Origin of the sequence: Actinosynnema sp. NPDC050801 (assembly GCF_040673975.1) — a bacterium.
Taxonomy (GTDB): domain Bacteria; phylum Actinomycetota; class Actinomycetes; order Mycobacteriales; family Pseudonocardiaceae; genus Actinosynnema.
Window position 1 is genome coordinate 1 of the sequence record NZ_JBFAQZ010000028.1, and the last position, 24,737, is coordinate 24,737.

At 72.1% G+C, this 24,737-nt stretch carries 22 protein-coding genes; 9 read left to right on the plus strand and 13 right to left on the minus strand.

Annotated features, from left to right (window positions below; translation table 11 throughout):
- Window positions 1-98: 98 nt before the first annotated feature.
- The 3 genes from AB0K14_RS36020 to AB0K14_RS36030 all read right to left on the minus strand — a co-directional run bounded on the left by AB0K14_RS36020 (window position 99) and on the right by AB0K14_RS36030 (window position 2,195).
- A complete protein-coding gene (locus AB0K14_RS36020) occupies window positions 99-746 on the minus strand; it encodes a DedA family protein (RefSeq protein ID WP_360459500.1) in 648 nt (215 codons plus the stop codon).
- Between the two features lie 391 nt (window positions 747-1,137).
- Window positions 1,138-1,329, minus strand: a complete 192-nt coding sequence (locus AB0K14_RS36025; RefSeq protein WP_360459498.1) for a DUF397 domain-containing protein — start codon at window positions 1,327-1,329, stop codon at window positions 1,138-1,140.
- A 17-nt stretch (window positions 1,330-1,346) separates the two neighbouring features.
- Window positions 1,347-2,195 (minus strand): helix-turn-helix transcriptional regulator, encoded by an 849-nt coding sequence (locus AB0K14_RS36030; RefSeq protein WP_360459496.1) that lies wholly within the window; start codon window positions 2,193-2,195, stop codon window positions 1,347-1,349.
- A gap of 164 nt (window positions 2,196-2,359) precedes the next feature.
- Between AB0K14_RS36030 and AB0K14_RS36035 the strand changes: the two genes are divergently transcribed.
- Complete coding sequence (locus tag AB0K14_RS36035) at window positions 2,360-2,683, plus strand: hypothetical protein (RefSeq protein ID WP_360459495.1); 324 nt, start codon at window positions 2,360-2,362, stop codon at window positions 2,681-2,683.
- A 329-nt stretch (window positions 2,684-3,012) separates the two neighbouring features.
- Here AB0K14_RS36035 and AB0K14_RS36040 read toward each other — a convergent pair whose 3' ends face one another.
- The 3 genes from AB0K14_RS36040 to gndA form a co-directional block, all read right to left on the minus strand.
- The gene (locus tag AB0K14_RS36040; protein WP_360459494.1) at window positions 3,013-5,217 is read right to left on the minus strand and encodes a SulP family inorganic anion transporter; all 2,205 of its coding nucleotides are present in this window, start codon (window positions 5,215-5,217) and stop codon (window positions 3,013-3,015) included.
- A gap of 330 nt (window positions 5,218-5,547) precedes the next feature.
- Window positions 5,548-6,165, minus strand: coding sequence for a rhomboid-like protein (locus AB0K14_RS36045; protein ID WP_360459492.1), 618 nt, complete (start codon window positions 6,163-6,165; stop codon window positions 5,548-5,550).
- A 24-nt stretch (window positions 6,166-6,189) separates the two neighbouring features.
- Window positions 6,190-7,629 carry an NADP-dependent phosphogluconate dehydrogenase gene (gndA, locus tag AB0K14_RS36050; protein ID WP_360459490.1) on the minus strand — a complete coding sequence of 480 codons (1,440 nt, stop codon included), beginning with the start codon at window positions 7,627-7,629 and terminating at the stop codon, window positions 6,190-6,192.
- A gap of 122 nt (window positions 7,630-7,751) precedes the next feature.
- Between gndA and AB0K14_RS36055 the strand changes: the two genes are divergently transcribed.
- The 3 genes from AB0K14_RS36055 (at window position 7,752) to AB0K14_RS36065 (ending at window position 12,282) form a co-directional block, all read left to right on the plus strand.
- The gene (locus AB0K14_RS36055; protein ID WP_360459488.1) at window positions 7,752-8,759 is read left to right on the plus strand and encodes a substrate-binding domain-containing protein; all 1,008 of its coding nucleotides are present in this window, start codon (window positions 7,752-7,754) and stop codon (window positions 8,757-8,759) included.
- Between the two features lie 169 nt (window positions 8,760-8,928).
- Window positions 8,929-10,806 (plus strand): ricin-type beta-trefoil lectin domain protein, encoded by a 1,878-nt coding sequence (locus tag AB0K14_RS36060; RefSeq protein WP_360459486.1) that lies wholly within the window; start codon window positions 8,929-8,931, stop codon window positions 10,804-10,806.
- 87 nt (window positions 10,807-10,893) lie between these two features.
- Window positions 10,894-12,282 carry a hypothetical protein gene (locus AB0K14_RS36065; protein ID WP_360459484.1) on the plus strand — a complete coding sequence of 463 codons (1,389 nt, stop codon included), beginning with the start codon at window positions 10,894-10,896 and terminating at the stop codon, window positions 12,280-12,282.
- On the opposite strand, the gene AB0K14_RS36070 is transcribed toward AB0K14_RS36065, so the two are convergent.
- Window positions 12,279-13,043 carry a helix-turn-helix domain-containing protein gene (locus tag AB0K14_RS36070; RefSeq protein WP_360459482.1) on the minus strand — a complete coding sequence of 255 codons (765 nt, stop codon included), beginning with the start codon at window positions 13,041-13,043 and terminating at the stop codon, window positions 12,279-12,281. The genes AB0K14_RS36065 and AB0K14_RS36070 overlap by 4 nt on opposite strands.
- A 195-nt stretch (window positions 13,044-13,238) precedes the next feature.
- On the opposite strand from AB0K14_RS36070, the gene AB0K14_RS36075 reads away from it, so the two are divergent.
- Window positions 13,239-13,904 (plus strand): DUF4097 family beta strand repeat-containing protein, encoded by a 666-nt coding sequence (locus tag AB0K14_RS36075; protein WP_360459480.1) that lies wholly within the window; start codon window positions 13,239-13,241, stop codon window positions 13,902-13,904.
- Window positions 13,905-13,940: 36 nt separating this feature from the next.
- On the plus strand, window positions 13,941-16,217 hold the full coding sequence (locus tag AB0K14_RS36080) for a DPP IV N-terminal domain-containing protein (protein WP_360459478.1): 2,277 nt from the start codon (window positions 13,941-13,943) through the stop codon (window positions 16,215-16,217).
- A gap of 89 nt (window positions 16,218-16,306) precedes the next feature.
- Here AB0K14_RS36080 and AB0K14_RS36085 read toward each other — a convergent pair whose 3' ends face one another.
- Entirely contained in the window at window positions 16,307-18,082 is a 1,776-nt protein-coding gene (locus tag AB0K14_RS36085) for a sigma-70 family RNA polymerase sigma factor (RefSeq protein ID WP_360459476.1), read from the minus strand.
- 67 nt (window positions 18,083-18,149) lie between these two features.
- Complete coding sequence (locus AB0K14_RS36090; protein ID WP_360459474.1) at window positions 18,150-18,770, minus strand: LysE family translocator; 621 nt, start codon at window positions 18,768-18,770, stop codon at window positions 18,150-18,152.
- Between the two features lie 41 nt (window positions 18,771-18,811).
- Here AB0K14_RS36090 and AB0K14_RS36095 point away from each other — a divergent pair, with 41 nt between their 5' ends.
- Together AB0K14_RS36095 and AB0K14_RS36100 are read left to right on the plus strand one after the other, a co-directional pair.
- The gene (locus AB0K14_RS36095; protein ID WP_360459472.1) at window positions 18,812-19,318 is read left to right on the plus strand and encodes an Lrp/AsnC family transcriptional regulator; all 507 of its coding nucleotides are present in this window, start codon (window positions 18,812-18,814) and stop codon (window positions 19,316-19,318) included.
- 10 nt (window positions 19,319-19,328) lie between these two features.
- A complete protein-coding gene (locus AB0K14_RS36100) occupies window positions 19,329-20,714 on the plus strand; it encodes an aminotransferase class V-fold PLP-dependent enzyme (RefSeq protein WP_360459470.1) in 1,386 nt (461 codons plus the stop codon).
- On the opposite strand, the gene AB0K14_RS36105 is transcribed toward AB0K14_RS36100, so the two are convergent.
- The 3 genes from AB0K14_RS36105 to pyk all read right to left on the minus strand — a co-directional run bounded on the left by AB0K14_RS36105 (window position 20,704) and on the right by pyk (window position 23,668).
- Window positions 20,704-21,264, minus strand: a complete 561-nt coding sequence (locus tag AB0K14_RS36105) for a Uma2 family endonuclease (RefSeq protein WP_360459468.1) — start codon at window positions 21,262-21,264, stop codon at window positions 20,704-20,706. The two genes, AB0K14_RS36100 and AB0K14_RS36105, sit on opposite strands and share 11 nt — an antisense overlap.
- Window positions 21,265-21,311: 47 nt before the next feature.
- Window positions 21,312-22,169, minus strand: a complete 858-nt coding sequence (gene tesB / locus AB0K14_RS36110; protein ID WP_360459508.1) for an acyl-CoA thioesterase II — start codon at window positions 22,167-22,169, stop codon at window positions 21,312-21,314.
- 74 nt (window positions 22,170-22,243) lie between these two features.
- The gene (pyk, locus tag AB0K14_RS36115) at window positions 22,244-23,668 is read right to left on the minus strand and encodes a pyruvate kinase (protein ID WP_360459466.1); all 1,425 of its coding nucleotides are present in this window, start codon (window positions 23,666-23,668) and stop codon (window positions 22,244-22,246) included.
- An 82-nt stretch (window positions 23,669-23,750) separates the two neighbouring features.
- On the opposite strand from pyk, the gene AB0K14_RS36120 reads away from it, so the two are divergent.
- Entirely contained in the window at window positions 23,751-24,095 is a 345-nt protein-coding gene (locus AB0K14_RS36120) for a VanZ family protein (RefSeq protein WP_360459464.1), read from the plus strand.
- Here AB0K14_RS36120 and AB0K14_RS36125 read toward each other — a convergent pair.
- A complete protein-coding gene (locus AB0K14_RS36125) occupies window positions 24,070-24,726 on the minus strand; it encodes a DUF2461 domain-containing protein (RefSeq protein ID WP_360459506.1) in 657 nt (218 codons plus the stop codon). The two genes, AB0K14_RS36120 and AB0K14_RS36125, sit on opposite strands and share 26 nt — an antisense overlap.
- Between the last annotated feature and the right edge of the window lie 11 nt (window positions 24,727-24,737).

Consider the following 24,737-nt stretch of genomic DNA (forward strand, 5'->3'; position numbering starts at 1 on the left):
CACCCGCGACCCCGCCGAGACAGTCCGGATCGCACCGCACTACCGCACCGCCTCCGCCAACAAACAGCGCAAACCACTCTAAGTCACCGGTATTGGGCCTAGGCGACCTCTTCGAGTTCCCTGGGCTCCGCGGCCTTGGCCGCCTTGCGCCGCCGGCGCAGCACCACCACGACGCCGACCACGAGCGCGATGCCCATCAACGCCCACATGGCGCCGTTGAACACGGACTCGATGTACTTCGCCGACGCGCCCGCGGCCGAGCCGATGCCGATGTGCAGCGCCGACCAGCTCACCGCGCCCGCGATCGACGCGGGCAGGAACCTGCGGTACTCCAGCTTCGACGCGCCCGCCGACGCGGGCACCAGCGTCCGCACGACGGGCATGAACCGGGCGAAGAACACCGCCCACGCGCCACGCCTGCGCAGCAGCGCGCCCGCCTTGTCCCAGTGCTCCTGGCCGAGCTTGCGCACCACCCTGCTCTCCCTCAGCCGGTCGCCGTAGCGGCGGCCGAGGAAGTAGCCGATGCTGTCGCCCGCCACCGCGCACACCGACACCACCAGCCACATCACCAGGAACCGGGACGTGCTGGTGACCGTGGTGGCGGCCAGCAGCAGCGCGCTCTCCCCCGGCGCGATGAAGCCCACGCCGAGCGTGCACTCCGCCAACGTCAACGCGCCCGTCACCGCGAGCACGGCGGGCTGGGGCAGACCGGCGAGCCCCTCCAGGGCGTCGGTCAGCAAGGCCATGGTTCGTCCCCCTGTGGATCATGACAGCACCGGAGTGCAGGCTAGGGGGAGTCCACCGCACCGACGGCGCCGGGCACATCGGACCGAGGGCTGACCGGCCACCAGACCAAGGTCGTACGGGTCGGTGGTCGAAAGTCAGGGCGAGCACCTCAGGGCCCGAGCCGGGCCGCACGAACGGGGTTCGGCCGCGGTCGAGGCGGTTCGGCCGGGCCAGGCGGTTCGGCCGGGCCAGGCGGTTCGGCCGGCGTCGCGGGTTCGGCCCGGCCAAGCGGTTCGGCCCTGGCCAAGCGGTTCGGCCGGCGTCGCGGGTTCAGCCGGGGTCGGGGGTTCAGCCGGCACCGGGGTCAGCCGGCATCGGGGTCAGCCGGGGTCGGGGTCAGCCGGGGTCGGGTCAGGGCGAGTCGAGCGTTCCGTTGCGCGCGGTGCCGACGAATCGCGACCACTGCGCGATACCGAAGTCCAACTCGCCACCGGTTCGGTTCTTCGAATCACGCACACCGACCCCGTTCGGGCCGTGCGCTATTTCCACGCACTCCGGACCACTCGCGGACGACCTCGTGCTCTTGCGCCACTGGCGTTGCATGGGAGTTCACCTCGGGGTCAGGCGAGCTCGCGCGCGACCCGCCCGATCAGCGCTGATGACGCGGCCGGGTCGAGCGATTCGGCGCTGAGCCGAGCGAACATGTCGGAATACCCGGCGACGTCCGACGGCTGTTCCAAATAGACGTCGCCCCTCGGGCTTTCGATGTATACCACGGCCGGATCCGACTCCTCGGGGAACGCCAGGATCACGAACGGACCGTCCATCGCAGCGTGACCGCCCGCCTCGAAAGTGGCCACTTGAAGAGTGATGTTCGGCAGTTTTCCGACTTCGCCGAGTCGCCGCAGCTGCTCCGCCATCACCTCCCGGCCGCCCACCAGCCTCCGCAAGGCTGCCTCGTCGACCACCACGTGCAGGTGCAGCGGGTCGTCCTCCAGCAGCAGCGCCTGGCGGGCCTTGCGCAGCCGCACCCGGCGGTCCACCTCGGCCGGCTCGGCCCGCGGCAGCACGCCCCGGATCAACGCCCGGGTGTACGCCTCGCACTGGAGCAGGCCGGGCACCATGAGCCCCTGGTAGGTGCGCACCGACTCGGCGTCGGCCTCGAAGCCGACGTAGCGGCCCGGCGCGATGTCGCCGAACTCGTCCCACCACGCCCGCCGCCGCGCCTCGCGCGCCACCTGCACGAGCTCGTCCATCGTGGTCCGGTCGGCGCCGTAGGTGGAGAGCATGTCGCGGACGTCGCGCGGGGTGACGCCGACGCGGCCGGTCTCGATGCGGCTGATCTTGGACGCCGAGCACTCCAGCCGCCGCGCCACGTCCTCGATGGTGAGGTCGGCCGCCTCGCGCAGCCTGCGCAGCTCGCTGACCAACCGCCGCTTGCGCAACGTCGGGCTGCTGCCCCGTGGCATCCGCACACCTCCGTCGGCGACTCGTCCGGGCGACGCAGCCAGTCTGTGGCCGGGCGCGAACGGAGCAAAGATCCGTCATCCATTCGTGTAGTGCAACTTGCAGACGGCCGGACGCGGTCCCACGCTGCGTGCAGCACACCGCCACCAGAGAAGGAGCGCTGAAGGTGTCCACCACCGTCTTCAGCCAGCTCGACCGATCCCTCCACGAACACCTGGCCACGCTGGTCCGCCTGGCGGCGACCGGCGACGACGACACCGCGGTCGAGCTCGCCCGCTGCGAGCTGCCCCGCGTGGTGGCCGCCGTCAAGGTGCTGCTGGACGAGCACACCCCCGACGAGCACGGCCGCTGCCCGAAGTGCCGCACCCGCCGGTGGAGCCGCCGCCTCCCCTCGCCGTGCCGGGCGTACCTCGGCGCTCAGCTGGCGCTGACCGTGACGCCCGACGAGCCGTCCGGCAACCACCGCAGGCACCTGCGCAGCGTCGGTTAGCGCCCCGCGGACGAGCGGGGGCGCGTCCCCGCTCACGTCGGCGGCGCGCGTCCCCCGCAATCGAGCCCAGCGCCGCCCGACCCGATCCGGGCTCGGATCGAACCGGCCCCGCACCCCCGACCGGGGCCGGTGGTGAATGGCCGCCGCCCCCCGCAGACGGCGGCTCGGGCGCCGGGAAGTCGGCTTTCGCGCCTGATTTCCCGGCGACCGGAAAGCGCGGTCGCCGGGACCGGATCACGACCGACGCGACCTCGCGAGGGGCGACGCCCGCGGGGAGGCGACCGGGGTGGACCCCGACGGGCGCCGCCGTCCGGTGCGGAGCGGGTGGGTCAGACGCCCACCGGCTTGAGGCCGTCGCGCTCCGGGTCGACCAGGTAGACGCGGGCGGCGGAGATGTCGAAGTACATGCCGACGAGGCGCAGTGATCCGGTGGCCACGGCCTCGCGCACGCTGGGGTAGGCCAGCAGGTTGTCCAGCTGCTGGGCGACGTTCGCCACCGCCAGCCGCTCGACCGCCGGCAGGTCCGACTCCCCCGCGTGGAACCGGATGAGGCTCGGCTCGGCCGCCTTCAGCCACCGGTGCAGCTGCGTGCCCGGTCGGGTCGAGCCCTGCACGACCGCCTTCATCGCGCCGCAGTCCGAATGACCGCACACCGCGATCGTCTCGACGGCCAGCACCTCCACCGCGTACTCGATCGCCGCGCCGACGGAGTCGTCGCCGTCCGGCGGCACGAGGTTGCCGATGTTGCGCACGCAGAACAGGTCGCCCGGCCCGCTCGTGGTGATCAGGTTGGGCACCACGCGGGAGTCGGCGCAGGTGATGAACAGCTGCCGCGGGCGTTGGCCGCGCGAGGCGAGCTCCGCCAGGAACGGGCGGACCAGCGGCGCGGTGGTGCGCTCGAACTCGCGCATGCCGCGGATCATCGGGTCGGTGTCCGGGCGCGGCCTGGGCAGGGTGACGTGCCGGTGGCGCTGCCAGTGCGACCACGGCGCGAACCACCTCGGCAGCGGCGACAGCGGTGTCTTGCGCAGCGCCGGGATCCCCCGCCTGGCCTTGCTGAACCAGGTGTCGTGCACCTCGTCCACCTCGACGTGCCCGCCCAGCCGCTCGTAGCCGACGCGCCAGTCGTCGATCGCCTCGTACGCGCCGTGGTCGAGGAAGTCGATGTGCAGCTCCAGCACCACCCGCTGGCCCAACGGGATGGCGCGCAACCCGCGCACGAGCCGCCCGGCGCCGAGGAACACCAGCGAGCCGCGGATCACCACGCGCCAGGAGTCCGGCTCCTGCTCGATGCGCACCGAAGAGCGGGTCAGCCGGTGCAACGACCGCAGCGCCGCCGCCGCGACGCCCAGCAGCACGCCTTCCACCAACCCGAGCGCCACCACGCCCACCAGGGTGACCGCGTACGCGGAGAACTCGCCGTGCCGCCACAGCGCGCGCATCCGGCGCACGCTCACCAGCCGCACGCCCACCACCAGCAGCACACCGGCCAGCACGGCCAGCGGGATCAGCTCCAGCACCGAGCCCAGCGCGAGCACGAACACCGCGATCCACAGGCCGTGCAGCACGGTCGACGCACGGGTGCGCGCGCCGGCGGTGACGTTGGTGGAGCTGCGGACGATCACGCCGGTCACCGGCAGCCCGCCGAGCGCGCCCGCCACCGCGTTCGCCGTGCCCTGGGCGATCAGCTCGCGGTCGAGGTCCGCGCGCGGCCCGTCGTGCAGCTTGTCCACGGCGACGGCGGACAGCAGCGACTCGACGCTGGCCACCACGGCCACGGTCAGCACCGCGAACACGACCGCGCCGACGCTGCCGGACGGCACCTGCGGCAGCACGACCTGGCCGAGCGGGTCGTCGGGCAGGTCGACCCGCGCCACGTCGAGCCCGGTGGTGGCCAGCGTCGCCACCACCACCGCCACCAGCGGCGCGGGCACGACCGAGGCGCGCGGCACCCTGGGCCACAGCACCAGCGCCAGCACGGCGAGCGCGCCGACCAGCACGGCCGACCACCGCACGTCGATGTCGAAGAGGTTGCCGAGGTTGTCGAACACGGAGGTGGCCGCCGTGCCGCCGAGGACGACGGCGAGCTGGCCGACCGCGATGCTCACGCCGATGCCGGCGAGCATCCCGTGCACCACGGCGGGTGAGAGGGACAGCGCGAGCCGGCCGAGCTTGCTCAGGCCGAACGCGATCTGCACGGCGCCCGCGGCGAGGGTGATGGCGGCCGTGGCGGCCCAGCCGTACTCGGCGATGACGCCCGCGGTGATCACCACCATTCCCGCCGCGGGTCCGCTGACCTGCAACGGCGCACCGGACAGCGAGCCCGCCACGACGCCGCCGACGACGGCGGAGATCAGCCCGGCCATGAGCGGCGCGCCGGTCGCGGCGGCGATGCCGAGCGAGAGCGGCACGGCGATCAGGAACACCACCGCGGAGGCGGGCAGGTCGTGGCGCAGCACGGTGGCGAGGCGGCCCGGGGGGCCTGCCGTGGTGTGCTCGCCGGCGTGGGACTTGTTGGGGCGCGGCCGGTTCATGGTCGGAGTCCTTCCAGGCGGCATGGGGTCATCGCCCCGCGCGGCGCGGGGTGTGGTCGTACGGGGTGTCGTCGTTCGGGGAGGGTGCCTACGGCCCGGCTAAGGGCGGCAGCAGGTGCGGCCAGAAGGCATCGAGTCGGAACTCGGCCCCGGCGCGGTGGTGAGGGTTCGCCACGGTGGCACCTCCGTGTCGGCACAAGGGACGTGTCGGCACAGCCCGCGTCGCACAGGTCGCGTCCACACCATGATGACTGAGGAAGTGGCCGGTCTGACAGCGGATCCACCCGGTCGTGTTGATCACCAGGGGAGTTGTCACCCCTGGTGACGGACCTACCGGCCGACCGCCGCGTAGGCGCGGGCGACCGCGACCGCGCCGCCGGACAGTCCGATGAGGACGGCCGCGACGTGGCCGACGGCGGCGAACTCGGGCACCACGCCGAACCACTCGGCGCCCAGCAACGGGTACGCGACGAGGAGCGCCGACCACGGCACGCGCACCACCACGTGCCCCAGCGCGGTGATGGCGCCGGCCGCGGTGAACGCCACGTAGCCGACACCGACGTCGACCACGTCGGTCAGATCGGTCGGGTAGACACCCGAAGAGATGACGAGGGCCGTCACGAGCGTCGCGCCGACGTGGCCCGCGAGGACCACCGCCACCGCGCGCCACGGCCCCACCTCGCGCTCCAGCACGCCGAGGCAGACCCCCACCGCGACCACACCGAGGGCGGTCGCCGCCAGGCCGTCGCCGACCGGGTCGAGCACGAACGCGCTGCCCAGCAACGCGTTGACCGGGTGGTCGGCGAGGTTGGCCGCATTCGTGCTCAACGACGCCAGCACCTGCGCCGACATCCCGTCGGCGAACACGAACCGCATCAGCAGCGCGAGCCCCGCCACGGCCGACAGGTAGCCGGCCGTGACGGGGAAGCGGCGGAAGCGGTCGCGCACCCGGCCATGATCAGGCCGGTGGTCTCAGGCGTCCACTTGAGACCTGTCACCCGACCAGAGGGTGTGGAAGCTGCCCTCGCGGTCGGTGCGGCGGTAGGTGTGCGCGCCGAAGAAGTCGCGCAGCCCCTGGATGAGCGACGCGGGCAGGCGCTCGGACCGCAGGCCGTCGTAGTAGGCCAGCGCGGACACGAAGCCGGGCGCGGGCACGCCCGCGGACACCGCCTTCACCGCGATCCGCCGCCACGCCGCCTCGGCCGACCGGACGGCGTCGCGGAAGTAGTCGTCCACGAGCAGCGACGCCAGCTCCGGGTCCTTGTCGTAGGCCTCGCGGATGCGGTCGAGGAACCGGGCCCGGATGATGCAGCCGCCGCGCCAGATCGTGGCCATCGCGCCCAGGTCGAGGTCCCAGCCGTACTCCGCGCTCGCCGCGCGCATCTGGTCGAAGCCCTGCGCGTACGCCACGACCTTGGACGCGTACAGCGCCTGCCGCACGTCCTCCACCAGCGACGGGTCCGCGCCGCTCGCGACCGCGGCGGGCCCGAACGCCGAGCGCACCGCCTCCCGCTGGGCCGCCCGCCCGGACAGCGACCGGGCGAACACGGCCTCGGCGATGCCGGTCACCGGCACGCCCAGCTCCAGCGCCTCCTGCACGGTCCAGCGGCCGGTGCCCTTCTGCTCGGCCTCGTCCGCGATCACGTCGACCAGCGCGGCGCCGGTCTCGACGTCGACGTGGGCGAGCACCTCGGCGGTGATCTCCACCAGGTAGGACTCCAGGTCGCCGGTGTTCCAGCCGCGGAACACCTCGCCGACGTCGGCGGGCGACATGCCGCCGACCCGGTGCAGCAGGTCGTAGGCCTCGGCGATGAGCTGCATGTCGGCGTACTCGATGCCGTTGTGCACCATCTTGACGAAGTGCCCGGCGCCGTCCGGCCCGACGTGCACGCAGCACGGCACGCCGTCGACCTTGGCCGCGATGTCCTCCAGCACCGGCCCGAGGTGCGCGTAGGACTCGGCGGAGCCGCCCGGCATGATCGACGGGCCGTTGAGCGCGCCCTCCTCGCCGCCGGAGATGCCCGCGCCGACGAAGTGGAGCCCGGCCTCCTTGAGCGCGGCCTCGCGGCGGCGGGTGTCGGCGTAGTGCGCGTTGCCGCCGTCGATCACCATGTCGCCGGGCTCCAGCAGGGGCACCAGCTCGTCGATGACGGCGTCGGTGGGTGCGCCCGCCTTCACCATGATGATGATCTGGCGCGGCGTCCGGAGGCTCGCGACGAGCTCCTCCAGCGTCTCGGCGGGCACGAAGTCGCCCTCGTGGCCGTGGTCGGCGATCAGCGCCTTGGTGCGGGCGTGGCTGCGGTTGTGCACGGCGACGCGGTGGCCGTGCCGGGCGAGGTTGCGCGCCAGGTTGCTGCCCATGACGGCGAGCCCGGTGACGGCGATCCGCGCGGGTGCCTCGGAGGTGTTCATCTGCCCAGCCTGCCCCACGCCCGCGCCTGCGCGCACCTGTGCGACACCCCTGAGTGCCGCACCCGCCGACCTCGACCGGCGGCGCTGTAACATCGTGAAACAGCGGTGGAACGGGGGCGCGGATGGCCAGGGCGACGGTGCGGGACGTGGCGCGGGCGACCGGGCTTTCCATCGCCACCGTGTCACGGGTGCTCAACGGCCAGGCCAACGTCGCCGAGCACACCCGCGAGCTGGTGCTGCGGGCCGTGGCCGGGCTGGGCGCGGAGGCGCCGCGGGCCCGGGGCGCCAAGCCGACCGGACCGATCTACGTGCGCTGCCCGTACCTGCTCACCGACTACTTCGGGCTGATCGTCTCCAGCGTCGCCGAGACGCTGGCCCTGCACCACCGGCAGGTCGTGCTGAGCGCGGGCGTGTCCGCGCAGCGCGCCTCCGTGCTGCCGGGGCTGGCCGGTCGGTCGGACGTGGGCGGTGCCATCCTGATCCTGCCGCCGGAGCCGGCCGAGGAGCTGGTCCGGCTGCGCGACCGCAGGTTCCCGTTCGTGGTGGTCGACCCGCGCACCGAGCTGCCGCGCGACGTGGCGTCGGTGTCGGCGGCGCACTTCGCGGGCGCGCGGCGGCTCATGGCGCACCTGGTCGAGCTCGGGCACCGGCGGATCGGCATCATCGGCGGTCCGGGCGACTGGCTGGCGAGCGACGGCAGGCTCGCCGGGTACGCGGCGGCGTTGTCCGACGTCGGCGTGCTGCCGTCGGCGGAGCTGCTGCGGCACGTGGACGAGCCGACCGAGGTGAACGGCCACCTCGTCGCCCGCGACCTGCTCGGTCTGGCCGACCGGCCCACGGCGCTGGTCGCGTTCAACGACAAGATGGCGGTCGGCGCGTTGCGGGCGGCCCGGGAACACGGCCTGGACGTGCCCCGCGACGTGTCGATCGCCGGTTTCGACGACCTCGACCTCAGCCGCGCCACCCGACCGGAGCTGACCACCGTGCGGCAGCCGTTGCAGGAGATGGGCCGGATGGCCGTGACCCTGCTGATGCGGTTGCTCGACCGGCACGAGTTGGAAGCGCTGCACGTCGAGCTGGCCACGGAACTGGTGGTCAGGGCCTCCACCGGTCCGGCGCCGACCCGCTGACGCGACCCGCGTTCCACCACTTTTCACGGTATTTACCGGGCTGCATGCACGACCTTGACAGGGGTTCTGCGCCCTTGTTTCCTTTCACGTGCGGACAAGTTCCACAAATGTTCCATCTTGTTACAGACTGCCGATGACCCTGCCCACAACGTCGTGAAAGGAGTCCGGGGTGCCCTCTTCCCACCGTCGGGCTTTCGTCAGCGCCGGCATAGCCCTGACCACCGTCGCCGCCGCCCTCGCCGCCTCGCAACCCGCAGCCGCGGCCGGCGAGACCGTCAACGTCTACCTGACCACCACCTCCGACAACGGCGGACGGGTCGTCACCCGCGGCCTCGCCCAGCAGCCGTCGGTCGCGTTCGGCTCGAACGGGGGCAGCGCGACCCACACCATCACCGTCAACGAGGGCACCACCTACCAGCAGTTCGAGGGCGGTGGCGCGTCGATCACCGACACCACCGCCCACCTGCTGCGCGGCGGTCCGGTCTCGGCGGCCACCCGCGACGCGGTGATGCGCAGGCTGTTCCACCCGGTCGACGGCATCGGCCTGTCGTTCGTGCGCAACCCGATCGGGGCGTCCGACCTGTCCCGGCCGGGGAACGTCTCGCTGGACGACACGTGCTGCGACCTGAACGACTGGGGCACGAACGGGTATGACACGAACGTGCGGCTGTTGACGCAGCAGGCCAGGCAGCTCAACCCGCAGCTGCGGGTCAAGGGCGTGCCGTGGAGCGCGCCGGGCTGGATGAAGGACAACGGCCGCATGGACCAGATGGGCTGGCTCAAGTGGGAGTACGCCCCGATGTACGCCCAGTACTTCGTCAAGTACGTCCAGAACTACCAGGCGGCGGGCATCCCGATCGACTACGTGTCGGTGCAGAACGAGCCGAACTGCTGCCAGGCGTCCAACCCGACCGCGATGAACTACCCCGGCATGAGCTGGAACCCGGCGGGCCTGGCCGAGTTCACCAAGAACCACCTCTACCCGGCGTTCCGCGCGGCGGGCATCACCACCAAGGTGCTGGTGCACGACTGGAACTACGGCGACTACGCCAACTTCGGCTCCGGTGTCCTGGGCGACGCGGCCGTGCGCAACGACCCGCTGTTCGGCGGCATCGCGTGGCACGGCTACTTCGGCGATCCGGCGGTCGGCACGCAGGTGCGCAACCAGTACCCGAACGTGAGGCAGTTCAGCACCGAGCACTCCGGCGGCACGTGGATCTCGAACCAGCACAACGAGGACATGGCCGACATCGTCAACTACGCCCGCAACTGGAGCTCCAGCCTGGTGAAGTGGAGCCTCGCGCTCAACCAGGACATGGGGCCGCACAACGGCGGCTGCGGCACGTGCACCGGCTTGATCACCGTGCAGGAGGGCGGCTCGCGCGCCGGCCAGGTCGACTACACCGTCGAGTACTACACCACCGGCCACCTGACGAAGTTCGTCAAGCCGGGCGCGTACCGGATCGACTCGACCGCGAACGGCACCGTGCAGAACGTCGCCTACCGCAACCCGGACGGCTCGAAGGCCCTGATCGCGCACAACGGCGGCACGTCGGCGCAGTCGATCCGCGTCAACTGGGGCAACCAGTCGTTCACCTACACCCTGCCCGCCCGCACCTCGGCGACGTTCACCTGGCAGGGCACGCCGGGCTCCGGCAACCCGGGCGGCGGCGGGGCGATCACCGGCCTGGCGGGCAAGTGCGTCGACGTGGCGGGCGGGAGCAGCGCGGACGGCGCGGCCGTGCAGCTGTACTCGTGCAACGGCACCGCGGCGCAGCAGTGGTCGCGGCCCGGTGACGGCACGCTGCGGGCGCTCGGCAAGTGCCTCGACATCAAGGACCGCGGCACCGCCGACGGCGCGCAGTTGCAGCTGTGGACCTGCGCGGGCGGCCCGAACCAGCAGTGGACCCACACCGCCGGGCGTGACCTGGTGAACCCGGCGACCGGCAAGTGCGTGGACGTCACCGGGAACACCAGCGCCGACGGCACGCGGTTGCAGATCTGGACGTGCACCGGCGGGGCCAACCAGAAGTGGGACATCGCCTGAACGCGGTCGTCCGACGCTACGGGGTCCCGCTCCACCGGGGCGGGACCCCGCTGACAACCCGGCCGCGACGGCGCGAGAGTCCTGGGTATGACACGACTCCTCGTGCTCGTCGCGGCCGTGCTCGCGGCCTGCCTGACCGTGCCCGCGGCCCCGGCCCAGGCCACGTGGACGCTGACCGCCGCCCAGCGGCAGGCGTACCTGACCCACTACGCGCCGGTCATCCTCAAGCGGGGTGACGAGAACGACGGCAAGCAGGGCCGCGACTGGCTGGCCAACTTCGACTTCGACCGGGACGGCGCCTACGCCACCAACCGCGCGAACTGGAAGCTCATCCCCCGGTACGTGGCCGGCACGGCGGGCTACGAGCGGTGGCGGATCCGGCCCACGCTCTACACCGCGCTGCTGGAGTTCACCGAGAACGGCACGAAGTCCCTGGTGCTGCTTTACCACGTGTACAACGCGGCGGACAAGGACGGCGACGAGATCCACGACTGGGAACGGGTGGAGATCGTGGTGCGCGGGGTGACCGGCACGCCGGGCGGCGCGGGCGAGTCGTTCGGCAACGCCACCGTGACCCACCACAAGGACCACGTCATGCGGCGGTCCTACGACCCGGACGTCAACTTCCTGCGCACGCCCACGGGGACGCACCTGCTGCTGTGGCAGGCCGACGAGAGCGACTTCGACCTGCCGAGCGCCGGGCCGCACGCCCACGAGCTGCGGTTCGTGACGAACACCTGGGAGCACGTCTCGGGTCGGATGGCGGCGGGCGTGAACGCCGAGGTGAACATCTCCGGCGCGGACGACAAGCGCAACGTGCACTACGCGTTCGTGCCGGAGGGGGCGGCGCACGCGGTGGCGGCGTTCGGTGCGGTGCCGCTGACCTTCGCCAACGCCTCCACGCAGGCCAGCCGGGTCGACAACGGCACCAAGGTGGCGTGGCCGCGGGTCAAGCGGCTGACCTACGAGTTGCAGGACCTGGCCGACATCGTGCCGACGCACTGGTCGCAGGGGGCGTGGCAGCGGCACTGGCTGGCCACCGACGTGGTGGACGTGCGGTTCGAGACGCCCGCGCTGGGCATCGGGACGGGCGTGCAGCGGTTCTACAACCAGTCGCGCGACGACGCCGCCTCGGACCTGACCGACGGGCGCGAGGGCTACCTGTCGAAGGCGTGGTTCTTCGGCGCGTACTCGGCGGAGCTGGACGAGGACACGCCGTCGGGGTCGGACGACTTCGGCGGGTTCGCCGGCACGGGCCTGGACAGCTCGGGGCGCAGCCGGGGCGCGGTCAGCGGTGACCCGGCCTCGCACGGGACCTACTGGCGGCAGCACGAGTACTTCGTGCACTCGGGCGGCGTGGACGACCGCGCGAGCCACGAGGTGGGCGTGTGGCTGCCGCCGGGCTGGCACCTGCCGGTCAACGGCGGCTTCGACGGCCGCTGGCAGCCGTTGTTCGACAACCGCCCGGACGCCTAGCGCGCGTCGTCCGGGGTCGTGTCGAGTTCCGTGGAGAGGATCTCGCGGGCCTGCTCGGCGGCGCGGACGATGCTCTCGCCGACGAAGTCGACGAAGCGGGCGATGTTGCGCAGGCGGTTGGCGGCGGGGGTGTCGGGGCCTAGGACGCGGACGCCGAGCCGCGCGGTCTCGGCGAGCTGGGCGTGCGACCGGGCGGCGGCGATCATCGACTGGTACCAGACGTCGTTGTCGGCGACGTAGCGCTCGCGGCGGCGCTCGTCGCGGTGCCTGCGGACCAGGCCCTGACCTTCCAGGAAGGTGATCGCCTTGGAGACCGACGCCGGGCTGACCTGGAGGCGCCCGACGAGCTCGGCCGCGGTGAGGCTGCCCGCGTCGGTGGTGTAGAGGCAGGTCAGCACCCGGGCCATCATCTTGGGCAGGCCCGACTGCATCAGGATGGTCGTGAACGTCTCCTCGTACTCGCGCACCGCCTCGGCGTCGCGCCCGTGGGCCTGCGGCGCCACCCGCGGACCCTGGGGCGAGGCCTGCCTGCGCCGGTGCGTGCGGCGTTCGGTGGCGCGGTGGGCCAGGTCGGCGCGGTAGGTGGTGGGACCGCCGTTGCGCATCACCTCACGGGTGATCGTCGAGGTGGGGCGGTCGAGCCGCCTGGCGATCTCCGCGTAGGGCAGGCCGTCGGCCAAGCCCAGCGCGATCTGCTGGCGCTCCTGCTGGGTGAGCCTGCCTCCCGGCATCGCGATCTCCTCCGTGCCGTCCCGATGCACCCAGTATAGCGTTCACTCCTGAACCATTGCAACGCAACGCGCGCCGCTTGTTGCATTTGATTCTGGTCCGTTGCAACGAAAATCATGGATTTACCTGCACTTACTGCACTTCTGCGCAACGTTCTTGTTGCCTGACACGCGAACGCAACGTAGCGTTTCGAACATCAGAAACAACGAGCACAGGAGCTGAACACGATGCGCACCTTCGCCACCACCGCCCCCATCTCCACCGTCCTGGACATCCCCGCCGGCCACATCCGGTTCATCGCCGCCGACCGCGCGGACACCGCCGTCGAGGTCCTGCCCGCCGACGCCTCCAAGAGCCGTGACGTGAAGGCCGCCGAGCAGACGACGGTCGACTACACCGACGGCGTGCTCCGCATCACCGCCACCGCCAAGAACCAGTACCTCGGTCCCTCCGGGGCCATCGAGGTCACCGTCCGACTGCCCACCGGCTCCCACGTCGAGGCCAAGGCCGCCGGCGCCGACATCCGCGGCGTCGGACGCCTCGGCGACGTCACCTACAACGGCTCCCACGGCCACATCAAGCTCGACGAAACCGCCGGCCTCCGCCTCACCACCCAGGCAGGCGACGTCACCGTCGGCCGCCTCACCGGCCCCGCCGAGATCAGCACCATGAAGGGCGACATCGCGATCACCGAGGCCGTCCGCGGCACCGTCGTGCTGAACACCCGGGCGGGCAACGTCACCATCGGCGCCGCCACCGGCGTCTCCGCGTCCCTCGACGCCGGCACCGGCCACGGCCGCATCCACAACTCGCTCCGCAACACCGACGGCAACGCCGACCTCACCATCCACGCCACCACCGCCTACGGCGACATCACCGCCCGCAGCCTCTGACAGCCGAACCGAACCGACACCGAGAAGGACGAGGACATGAGCACCACTGAGGCCTACCAAGCCGCGGAACAGCTCCTCCGCCGACCCGCCCGCCCCGGCGAGCTCGTCGTCGGCGACAAGGTCAGGCCGCGGTGGATCGACGGGGGCGCCCGCTTCTGGTACGCGGTGAACACCGGCGGCGGCAAGCGGTTCGTGCTGGTCGACCCGGCGGCCGGCACCCGTGTGCCCGCCTTCGACCACGCCCGGCTCGCCGCCGCGCTGACCGTCGCCTCGGGGCAGGAGGTGGACCCCGAGGCCCTGCCGCTCACGGCCATCGCACCGACCGGGAACGCCGTGGAGTTCGACGCGTTCGGCGAGTACTGGCGCTGCCACCTCGACAGCTACACCTGCGAGCGGGCCGAGTTCACACCGCCGGGCAACCCGCTGGCGGTGCCGTCGCCCGACGGCCGGTTCGCGGTCTCACGCCGCGGGCACGACCTGTGGGCGCACTCGCTGTCCGACGGCCGCGAGTGGGCGCTGACCACGGACGGCGAACCCGACCACGCCTACGGCCCGGGCCCGGACTCCACGAGCAACGCCACCCTCCTGCGCAAGATCGGCCTGCCTCACCTCCCGCCCGCGGTGGCCTGGTCGCCCGACTCGACGAAGGTGCTGGCGCACCGGATCGACGAGCGCGACGTCCGGCTGACCCACCTGGTGGAGGCCAGGCCCGCCGACGGCGGCGCCCCGGTGCTGCGCACCCAGCGGTACGCCTACCCCGGTGACGAGCACCTGCCGCGGACCGAACTGGTCGTGCTGGACGTCGCCACCGGCACGGTGGTCCGGGCGCAGGCCGAACCGCTGCTCACGCCGCACCTGTCGCCGATCACGGCCAGGTGGGCGTGGTGGGCCCCGGACAGCTCGGCGGTGTACTACCTCGCCCGGCCCCGCGACGCGCGCACGCTCACCCTGCACCGGCTGGACCCGGCCACCGGCGAGGTCACCACCGTGCTCCGGGAGACCGGGGCCACCCGGGTCGAGCCCAACCAGTGGCTGTTCGAGCCGCCGATCGTGCGGGTCCTGGCCGACGAGGTGCTGTGGTACTCCCAGCGCGACGGCTGGGGCCACCTGTACCGGTACGACCTGCGCACCGGCGAGCTGCTCGGGCAGGTCACCTCCGGTCAGTGGGCGGTGCGGCAGCTCCTGCACGTCGACGAGGCCGAGCGGGTGGTGTACTTCACCGCCTCCGGGCTGGTCGAGTCCGACCCGTACCGGCGCACGGTGTGCCGGGTCGGGCTGGACGGCACCGGCTTCGCCAAGGTCACCGACGACGAGCTGGACCACGTCGTCACCCTCTCGGACACCCTGGCGGGCTTCATCGACTCGGCGTCCACAGTGGACACGCCGCCGGTGACGACGGTGCGCGACTGGTCCGGGCGGGTCCTGGTCGAGCTGGAGCGCGCCGACACCACCAAGCTCACCGCCACCGGCTGGACGCCGCCGGAGCGGTTCCGCGTGAAGGCGGCCGACGGCGTGACCGACATCTACGGGGTGCTGTACCGGCCGCACGGGTTCGACCCCGCCCGGCGCTACCCGGTGGTGGACACCGCCTACCCCGGACCGCAGGTCGAGCGGGTCGCACCGTGCTTCGACCCCGGCGGGATGGGACTGGACGCGGAACCCCTCGCGGCGCTCGGGTTCGCGGTGGTGGCGCTGGACGGCCGGGGCACCCCGGGGCGCAGCAAGGCCTTCCACGACGCCTCCTACGGCAACGTGGCCGACGCGGGCGGCCTGGCCGACCACGTCGCGGCGCTGCGGCAGCTCGCCGGGACGCGGCCGTGGCTGGACCTGGACCGGGTGGGCGTGCTCGGCCACTCCGGTGGCGGGTTCGCCGCGGCACGGGCGATGCTGGACCACCCTGAGGTGTACAAGGTCGGCGTCGCCCTCTCCGGCTCGCACGACGCCCCCTTCTTCAACCCGGGCTTCGTGGAGACCTACGACGGCGCGGACGCGCCCGAGGCGTGGGCCCGCTCCTCCAACGTGGAGCTCGCGGACCGCTTGGCGGGCAAGCTGCTGCTCGTGCACGGCGAGCTGGACGACCAGGTCCACCCCGACCACACGATGCGGCTGGCCGACCGGCTCGTCGCCGCCGACAAGGACTTCGAGCTGCTCATCGTGCCGGGTGCCGAGCACACGTTCATCGACTGCCTGACCTACGTCCGCAAGCGCTGCTGGGACTTCCTGGTGCGCGAGCTGATGGGCACGCCGCCACCCGCCTACCGCCCCGCCGCGATCGCCCTCGGCCCCGAGCTGCTCGCCGAGATGTTCGCCTGAGCACGAGGCACCGGCCCGCCGCCGCTCGACCGGCGACGGGCCGGTGCCGCACGGTGCCCACCGCCGCACGACCGGCGGTGGGCACCGACCTAACCGGTGGCGCGGTAGGCCTCGCCCGCCCGGTTGGGTGTTCCCCCGGGCACGTACAACCCCGTGCCCGGCTTGTCGGCGGGGAGCGCGAACCACGCGTAGCGCTCCAGGTAGGGCAGGTCTTCGAGCATCCGCGACGACGCGCCGGCGAAGTCGGCCAGCTGCCCCGCGTCCGGGTAGCGCACACCGCCGCCGGAGAAGTCCATCAGCGAGTACTCGGTGAGCCAGACCGGCAGGCCGTACCGGGCCCGCACGGCGTCCAGGTAGTCCTTCAGGTGGCCGACGGCGGCCGGGCCGAAGTCCGAGCCGTACCAGTGCAGCGTGATGAAGTCGACCCGCAGCCCGCGTTCCCGCGCGCCGGTCATGAAGCGGTCGAGCCAACCGCCCGCCCGGTCACCGCTGTGGGCGACGGCCGGGCTGCCCAGGCGCATCCCGGTCGCCTGGAGTCGCGGCCACAGGTCGAGCGCCTGCTCCACGGTCATGTTCGACTGCTCGGCGAGGTCCGGTTCGTTGAAGCCGAGCAGGGTCGTGCCCTGGCCCCTGACCGCCTGGAGGTTCGCCGGTGTCACCGTCTTCGCGCCCCAGATCATCGGCACGTACTCCACGCCCGGCGGCGCCTGCACGTTCTCCGGGGTCGTCGCCCAGTTGTAGTACCAGCCCGCGCCGACGTCGGACAACGCCCGCGTGACGCCGTCGAAGTGCCAGGTGCCGACGCCCTTCTTCACGGACTCGGCGACGGGCTGGACGGCCTGCGGCGGTGCGACCGGCGCGGCTGTGGTCGTGGTTGTTGTCGTCGTAGTGGTGGTGCTCGTGGTGGTGGTGATGGTCGAGGGCATCCGGGTGGTCGTGACGATCGGTGGCGCCGCCGCCGGTGTCGGCGCCCCCTCGGCGGGCAGCAGCACCACCGCGCCCGCCACCACCGTCACCGCCACCACGGCCGCCGCCGCGACCAGCGGCTTGGAGGCGGCGGCGGTCGCCCAGAACCCCTTCTTCGCCACCACGACCGCGGGCCGCGCACCGAGGTCGAACCCGGCCGGCAGCGGCACGAGCGGGATGCGGGCCAGCAGCCCGTCCACCGCGGCCAGGTCGTCGAACCCCCGCGAACAGCGGGCGCACTCCCGCGCGTGCCGCACGATCCGCTTGCGCCACAACGCGCTCGGCTGCCCGTCCCAGTCCGCGATCACCTCGGCCAGGTCGCCGCAACGCGGCATGGCGAGCACCCGGACGACGACCCGTGCCCCTTCGAGCTGCGCCTTCATCCGCTGCACCCGCACGGCCGCGTGCTGCGGCGTGAGGTCGAGCGCCTCGGCGAGCTCGGCGCGGGTGATCCGGCCGACCTGCTCCAGCCACCACAGCGACAGCAGCTCGCGCTCGTCGTCGCCGATCCACCGGGTGGCCGCCAGCACCTCCCGGCGCTGGCCGGTGAGCTGGAGCCGGGTGATGGCCAGGTCGGCGAAGTCCGCGCCGGGGTCGGCGAGGTCGGCCGGTTCGGCGTCGGCCAGCGGCGGCCGCGCCCGGTGGTGGTCGCGCACCTGGTTCATCGCGATCGCCAGCAGCCACGACCGGAACGCCTCGGGCTCCCGCAGCCTCGACAGCCCGTTCAACGCGCGGAGCATGGTCTCCTGCACCACGTCGTCGGTGTCCGGGTGCCCGGCCAGGGCGTGCCCCACCACGTTGTAGACCAGCGGCAGGTAGGCCGCCACCAGCGCGTCCAACGCTCCCGGCTCGCCGCGCTGCGCGGCCGTCACCGCCGCCGCGTCCCCTGGTGTGCGCATACCGCTCCTCTCGGCCGAGTCCGGCTCACCCACCGGAGACTGCCCCGAAGCGGCACGATAACGAGAACTACGCGGCGAGCACCGAAGCCGCCATGCCGATCAGCGCCGTGCCGCACAGCCGCTCGAACACCGGCCGCACCCGCGGCCGCGACAACAGCGCCGACAACCGGCCCGCCAGCGGGACCACCACGGCCCAGAAGCACGCGAACACGCCCACCGCGACCGCCGACAACAGCGCGGCCTGCGGCAACGGCGGCGACGCCGGGTCCATGGCCTGCGGCACCAGGCTGAGGAAGGTCAGCATCACCTTCGGGTTGAGCAGGTCGCACAGCACGCCGCGCAGGAACAGCGACCGGTCGGACTTCGGCGCTCGCCTGATCGGCCCACCGCGCCGTGCCGCGCGCAACGTCACCACGCCCAGGTACGCCAGGTACACCGCGCCCACCGCCTTGACCGCCAGCAACGCCGCCGGCACCGCCGCGACCAGCGCGGACAGCCCCGCGGTGGCCAGCACGGCGTGCACCAGCAGCCCGGTCACCACGCCCGCCGCCGTGAGCGCTCCGTACCGCACGCCGCGCACCGCGTTGCCGGTGATCAGCACGAAGTCCGGGCCGGGCACGACGGTGATCACGACGAGGGCGAGCAGGAAGGAGGTCCAGGCGATGTGCACGGCCGCATCCTCGGCCACTCGTTCGGGTGTATTCCACCCGAGGGTTACAGTATTCGGTTGTGAGCGAGACAGCCGAACTGGATTCGGTCGACTGGCTGATCCTGGAGGCGTTGCAGAACGACGCGACGCTGCCCAACCGGAGCCTGGCCGAGCTGGTCGGCATCGCGCCGTCGACCTGCCTGCAACGGGTGCGCCGGCTGCGCGACCTGGGCGTGATCACCGGTTTCCACGCCGTGGTCGACCCGCGCACCACCGGCCTGCCGCTGGAGGCGGTGGTCTCGGTGAACGTGCGGCCGCACACCAGGCCGGTGGTGGCGGCGTTCCGGCGGTTCGTGATGGCGCAGCCGGAGACGCGGTCGTTGTTCCACGTCAGCGGCCAGGCGGACTTCCTGGTGCACATCGCGGTGGCCGACAGCACCCACCTGCAGGCGTTCCTGATGGACAAGATCGCCTCCCGCACGGAGGTGCGCAACCTGACCAGCTCGGTGGTGCTGGAGCGGGTGGAGACGCGGGCCCTCACCCCACCGGATGACCGGCGACCCACCCACCGCAGGCGCCGCGTCTAGATTCCACGGCATGGACCCCGACGAGTTCCGCCGGATCGGCCACGAGGTGGTCGACTGGATCGCCGACTACCGCTCGCGGGTGGCGGACTTCCCGGTCAAGTCGCAGGTCGAGCCGGGCTGGGTGCGGGAGCGGCTGGCCGGGTTGCGCGAGCGGGGCGAGGGGTTCGACGGCCTGCTCGCGGACCTGGACCGGGTCGTGCTGCCCGGCACGACCCACTGGCAGCACCCGGGCTTCTTCGCCTACTTCCCGTCCAACGCGTCCCTGCCGTCGGTGTTGGGCGACCTGCTGTCGTCGGGCCTGGGCGTGCAGGGCATGTTGTGGTCCTCCTCGCCGGCCGCGACCGAGGTCGAGCAGCACCTGATGGACGAGCTGGTCGGCGCTATGGGCCTGCCGTCGTCGTTCGTGGGCGGTGGTGTCATCCAGGACACCGCGTCGTCCGCGGCCCTGGTAGCCGTGCTCGCCGCCCTGCACCGCGCGTCGGGCGGGACGTGGCGGCGGTCCGGGGTGGACGGGACGGAGACCGTGTACGTGTCGTCGCAGACCCACTCGTCCGTCGAACGCGCCGCGCGGCTGGCCGGGCTCGGCGGGCAGGCCGTGCGGGCGGTGGAGGTGGACTCCCGGTCGGCCATGCGGGTCGACGCCCTGGCCGCGCGCATCCGGTCCGATGTGGAGTCCGGCCACCGGCCGGTGCTGGTGTGCGCGACGGTCGGCACCACGAGCACGGGCGCGGTGGACCCGGTGCGCGAGATCGCCGAGCTGTGCGCCGAGCACGGGACCTGGCTGCACGTGGACGCGGCGTGGGCCGGGCCGGCGGCGCTGTGCCGTGAGTTCCGGGGCCTGTTCGACGGCGTCGAGGCGGCCGACTCGTTCACCGCGAACGCGCACAAGTGGATGCTGACGGCGTTCGACCTGTCCCTGTTCTGGACCGCGCACCCGGACGTGCTGGTGGACGCCCTCACGATCCTGCCGGAGTACCTGCGCGACACCGCGACCGAGTCGGGGGCGGTGGTCGACTACCGCGACTGGCAGGTCCCGCTGGGCCGCCGGTTCCGGGCGCTGAAGCTGTGGTCGGTGCTGCGCTGGTACGGCCTGGAGGGCATCCGCGACCACTTGCGGCGGCACGTCGGTCTCGCGGCCCTGCTCGAATCGTGGGTCGAAGCGTCCGACGAGTGGGAGTTGGTCGCCCCGCGTTCGCTGTCACTGGTCGTCATCGCCCACCGGGGCGGCGACGAGACCACCCGGGCGGCCATGGACCGCGTCAACGCGTCCGGCGACGCGTTCGTCACCCACACCGTCGTCGACGGCCGGTTCGCCATCCGCGTCGCGATCGGCGCCGAGGCCACCGAGGAGCGGCACGTCCGAGCCCTGTGGGAAGCCCTGCAGGTCAGGGGTTGATCAGCGTGGCGAGGTCGATGGTGACCGGAAAGGGCTCGGGAACCTCGACCTTCCCGATCCCCTGCGCGATCTGCTTGTACCTGCCGGCGACCAGGCTGAACGCGATGAGCGTGACCGGCCCGTCGAGTTCCACAACCCAGTAGTGCGGGATACCGACCTTGGCGTACTCGATCGGCTTGAAGACGCGATCCGTTCGACCCGTCCCCGGTGACACGATCTCCACCGCCAACCGCAAGTCGTCGGGGTAGAACCGACTCGGTTGCTCCCAGTAGCGCTCGGCCGGCACCACTACGACGTCGGGTGCGCGGAGCGAGAGCGGCGGCCCTGGGTCGATCACGACGTCGACGTCTTGGACCGCCACCATCCCTGCGGGCAGTTGCTCTTTGAGAATGTTTCGCAGGTTCGCCATCGCCACTTGGTGCTTCGGTGCCGGCCTCGGGGCCACCAGCAAGACTCCTTCGACCAGCTCGTAGTGCTGCGACTTGTCCTCTGGGAGCGCGTCCCACTCCTCAAGCGTGAACAAGTGGTCAAGCCTGGGCATGGTGCTCATCGCGGCCACCTCTCTTGCTCCATTGACTGCGCAGCGTAGCTGGTCGACTACAGAACCCGAAGCAGGCCCTCCTGCACCACGGTAGCCACCAACTGGCCGTCGTGGCTGTAGAAGCGGCCCGTGGCCAGGCCCCGGGCACCCGAGGCCGAGGGGGAGGCGCAGTCGTAGAGGAACCACTCGTCGGCGCGGAACCGGCGGTGGAACCACATGGCGTGGTCCAGGCTCGCGCCCAGGACCTTGTCGGTCCCCCAGTACACGCCGTGCCTCACCAGCACCGAGTCGAGCAGCGTCATGTCCGACGCGTAGGCCAGCACGCACACGTGCAGCAGGTCGTCGTCCGGCAGCTTGCCGTCGGCCCTCATCCACACCTGGCTGCGCGCCTCGCCCGGCCCGTCCTCCCGCGCGCGCCACGGCGGCTCGGTCACGTACCGGATGTCGATCGGTCGCGGCAGGCGGGCCATGCCGATCTTCTCCAGGTACCCGGCCGCCGACTCGGCGTAGGTGGGCAGCGCGGCGGGCGGCGGCACGGCGGGCATCGGTTCCTGGTGGTCCAGGCCGGGCTCGTCCAGTTGGAACGACGCCGACAGGGCGAAGATCGCCTTGCCGTGCTGGACCGCGACCACGCGCCGGGTGGTGAACGAGCGCCCGTCCCGGATGCGGTCCACTTCGTACACGATCGGCACGGTGGGATCACCGCCGCGGATGAAGTACGAGTGCAGCGAGTGCACCCGGCGCTCGGGCGGGACGGTGCGGCCGGCGGCGACGAGGGCCTGGCCCGCGACCTGCCCGCCGAACACCCGCACGGGCGATTCGGCGGGCGACACCCCGCGGAAGATGTTCTCCTCGATGCGCTCCAGGTCGAGCAGCGCGACGAGGCGGTCGAGCACGGGCTGCCCGTGCGGCACGCCGTCGGTGTCCCGTGGAACGTCCGAGAACTCGGCGGTCGCCGCGGCGCGGGCAGCCTCGGTCACGTCAACTCCTAAGCGTGGTCGTCCTCCCCCAGGCGGTGCACCCGGATGAGGTTCGTCGAGCCGATGGTGCCAGGCGGCGAGCCTGCCACGACCACGACGAGGTCGCCCGGCTGGTACCGGCCGATGTCGATCATCGACAGGTCGACCTGGCGGACCATCTCGTCCGTCGAGTCCACCTTAGGCACGATGAACGTCTCGGTGCCCCAGGTGAGAGAAAGCTGACTGCGCACGCTGGGCTCCGGCGTGAACGCCAGCAGCGGCAGCGGGGTGTGCAGTCGGGCCAGCCGCCGCACCGTGTCGCCGGACTGGGTGAACGCGACCAGCGCCTTGGCGTTGAGCCGCTCGCCGATGTCGCGCGCCGCGTACGAGATCACGCCGCGCTTGGTCCGCGGGACGTGCGTCAACGGCGGGACCACGGTCGACTCGGTCTCCACGGCCACGATGATGCGGCCCATGGTCTTGACCGACTCGATGGCGTAGCGGCCGACCGACGTCTCGCCGGACAGCATCAGCGCGTCGGCGCCGTCGAGCACGGCGTTGGCGACGTCCGAGGTCTCGGCGCGGGTCGGCCGCGAGTTGGTGATCATGGAGTCGAGCATCTGGGTGGCCACGATGACCGGCTTGGCGTTCTCGCGGGCGATCTGGATGGCCCGCTTCTGCACCAGCGGCACGTGCTCCAGCGGCAGCTCGACGCCCAGGTCGCCGCGGGCGACCATGACGCCGTCGAAGGCGAGCACGATCGCTTCGAGGTTGTCGACCGCCTCCGGCTTCTCGATCTTGGCGATCACCGGCTTGCGGCCGTGGCCCACGCGGTCCATGACCTGGTGGACCAGGTCGATGTCGGCGGGCGAGCGCACGAACGACAGGGCGATGAAGTCCACGCCCAGGTTGAGGGCGAACTCCAGGTCCTCGATGTCCTTCTCGGACAGCGCCGGCACGGACACGTCCATGCCCGGCAGCGAGAGGCCCTTGTTGTTGCTGACGGGGCCGCCCTCGGTGACCTCGCAGACCACGTCCGGCCCGTCGATCTCGGTGACGGTCAGGCCGACCTTGCCGTCGTCCACCAGGAGCCGGTCGCCGGCCTTCGCGTCCTGCGCCAGCTGCTTGTACGTGGTGGAGACGCGGTCGTGGGTGCCCTCGACGTCCTCGACGGTCACCCGGACGATGTCACCGGTGCGCCACTCGACGGGGCCGTGGGCGAACCGGCCGAGCCGGATCTTCGGTCCCTGGAGGTCGGCCAGGATGCCCACCGCGCGGCCCGACGCATCGGCCGCGTTGCGGACGAGGTCGTAGACCTGCTTGTGGTCGGCATGGCTGCCGTGGCTGAAGTTCATCCGGGCAACGTCCATACCGGCCGCCACCAGCTCGTTGACCTTTTCCTCGGTCGCGGTGGCAGGACCCATCGTACAGACGATCTTCGCGCGTCGACTCACGTCTAGTCAGAGTAGTCCCTGTCACTGGACCGATCAGGATGTACCGGGAAGTAATCTCCGTGAAACAGGCAGAATCCGGTCCGTGGGCGTCAGAATCCTTCCGTTCGTGGTCGCGGCGTTGCTCAGCGTCATCGTGCTGTTCACCCCCGCGTCAGGTGTGCCCACGGCTCCGCCGGGCACCGACAAGGTGGTGCACTTCCTGCTGTTCGCCCTGCTCATGGGCGCGGGGAGGTACGCGCGGATACCCTCCGGACCGCTGGCCGCGGTCCTCATTGGTTACGCGGCGGTCTCGGAAGTGTTGCAGTGGCTCATCACCGCGCTCCACCGCGGCGGAGACGTCCTCGACGCGCTCGTGGACGTGGCCGGCATCGCGTTCGGCCACCTCCTGGCACGGCGGCTGGTCAGCGGCGGAAGCCGGTCTCGGTGACCCCGATGTGGTCGGCGCACCAGTCGACCAGCGGCGTCGCCTCGCGCCAGGCGCGGCGGACCCGGTCCAGGCAGCCCGGCTCGTGCAGCACGTCGTCGGGCGGCCACACCCTGGCCACGTAGACGCGCTTGTGCTTGAGCAGCCCGGCCCGCGGGTGCTCCGGGTCGAGGCCGCGCGGCACCCGCTTGAGCTCGTCGCCGTGCAGCTGCCAACCGGACTTGGCGAGCTTGGCGAGCACCTTCTCCAGCGCACGACCGCGCACGTCGTCGGTCACCGACTCGCGGTACCGGGCCAGCTGGTCGGACGCCATCGCGAACGAGCCGGCGGCCACGAACAGGCCGTCGGTGCCGAGCTGCACGTAGTGCGCGCCGCCACCGCGGCCGAGTTCGACCACGCCGCCGCAGTGGTCCTTGTAGGGCGTCTTGTCCTTGCTGAACCGCACGTCGCGGTAGGGCCGGAAGACCTTTCCCTTGCCGAACTCGGCCTCCAACGCGCCGAGCAGCGCGTCCATGGGCTCCCGGACGTCGTGCTGGTAGACGTGCTTGTGGTCCTCCCAGTAGGCCTTGGAGTTGTCGGCCACGAGTCCGTCGTAGAAGTCGATGGCGTGTTCGCCGAAGCCGGTGAATTCCACGGCGGCCAGCT

Bases quoted from the DNA above. Each gene is read 5' to 3' on its own strand.
- AB0K14_RS36105 (WP_360459468.1), bottom strand. From the start codon at position 21,264: ATGAGCACCATGCCCAGGCTTGACCACTTGTTCACGCTTGAGGAGTGG.
- AB0K14_RS36075 (WP_360459480.1), top strand. From the start codon at position 13,239: ATGCGCACCTTCGCCACCACCGCCCCCATCTCCACCGTCCTGGACATC.
- AB0K14_RS36020 (WP_360459500.1), bottom strand. From the start codon at position 746: ATGGCCTTGCTGACCGACGCCCTGGAGGGGCTCGCCGGTCTGCCCCAG.
- AB0K14_RS36030 (WP_360459496.1), bottom strand. From the start codon at position 2,195: ATGCCACGGGGCAGCAGCCCGACGTTGCGCAAGCGGCGGTTGGTCAGC.
- AB0K14_RS36080 (WP_360459478.1), top strand. From the start codon at position 13,941: ATGAGCACCACTGAGGCCTACCAAGCCGCGGAACAGCTCCTCCGCCGA.
- AB0K14_RS36025 (WP_360459498.1), bottom strand. From the start codon at position 1,329: ATGCAACGCCAGTGGCGCAAGAGCACGAGGTCGTCCGCGAGTGGTCCG.
- AB0K14_RS36100 (WP_360459470.1), top strand. From the start codon at position 19,329: ATGGACCCCGACGAGTTCCGCCGGATCGGCCACGAGGTGGTCGACTGG.
- AB0K14_RS36040 (WP_360459494.1), bottom strand. From the start codon at position 5,217: ATGAACCGGCCGCGCCCCAACAAGTCCCACGCCGGCGAGCACACCACG.
- gndA (WP_360459490.1), bottom strand. From the start codon at position 7,629: ATGAACACCTCCGAGGCACCCGCGCGGATCGCCGTCACCGGGCTCGCC.
- AB0K14_RS36065 (WP_360459484.1), top strand. From the start codon at position 10,894: ATGACACGACTCCTCGTGCTCGTCGCGGCCGTGCTCGCGGCCTGCCTG.
- AB0K14_RS36085 (WP_360459476.1), bottom strand. From the start codon at position 18,082: ATGCGCACACCAGGGGACGCGGCGGCGGTGACGGCCGCGCAGCGCGGC.
- AB0K14_RS36055 (WP_360459488.1), top strand. From the start codon at position 7,752: ATGGCCAGGGCGACGGTGCGGGACGTGGCGCGGGCGACCGGGCTTTCC.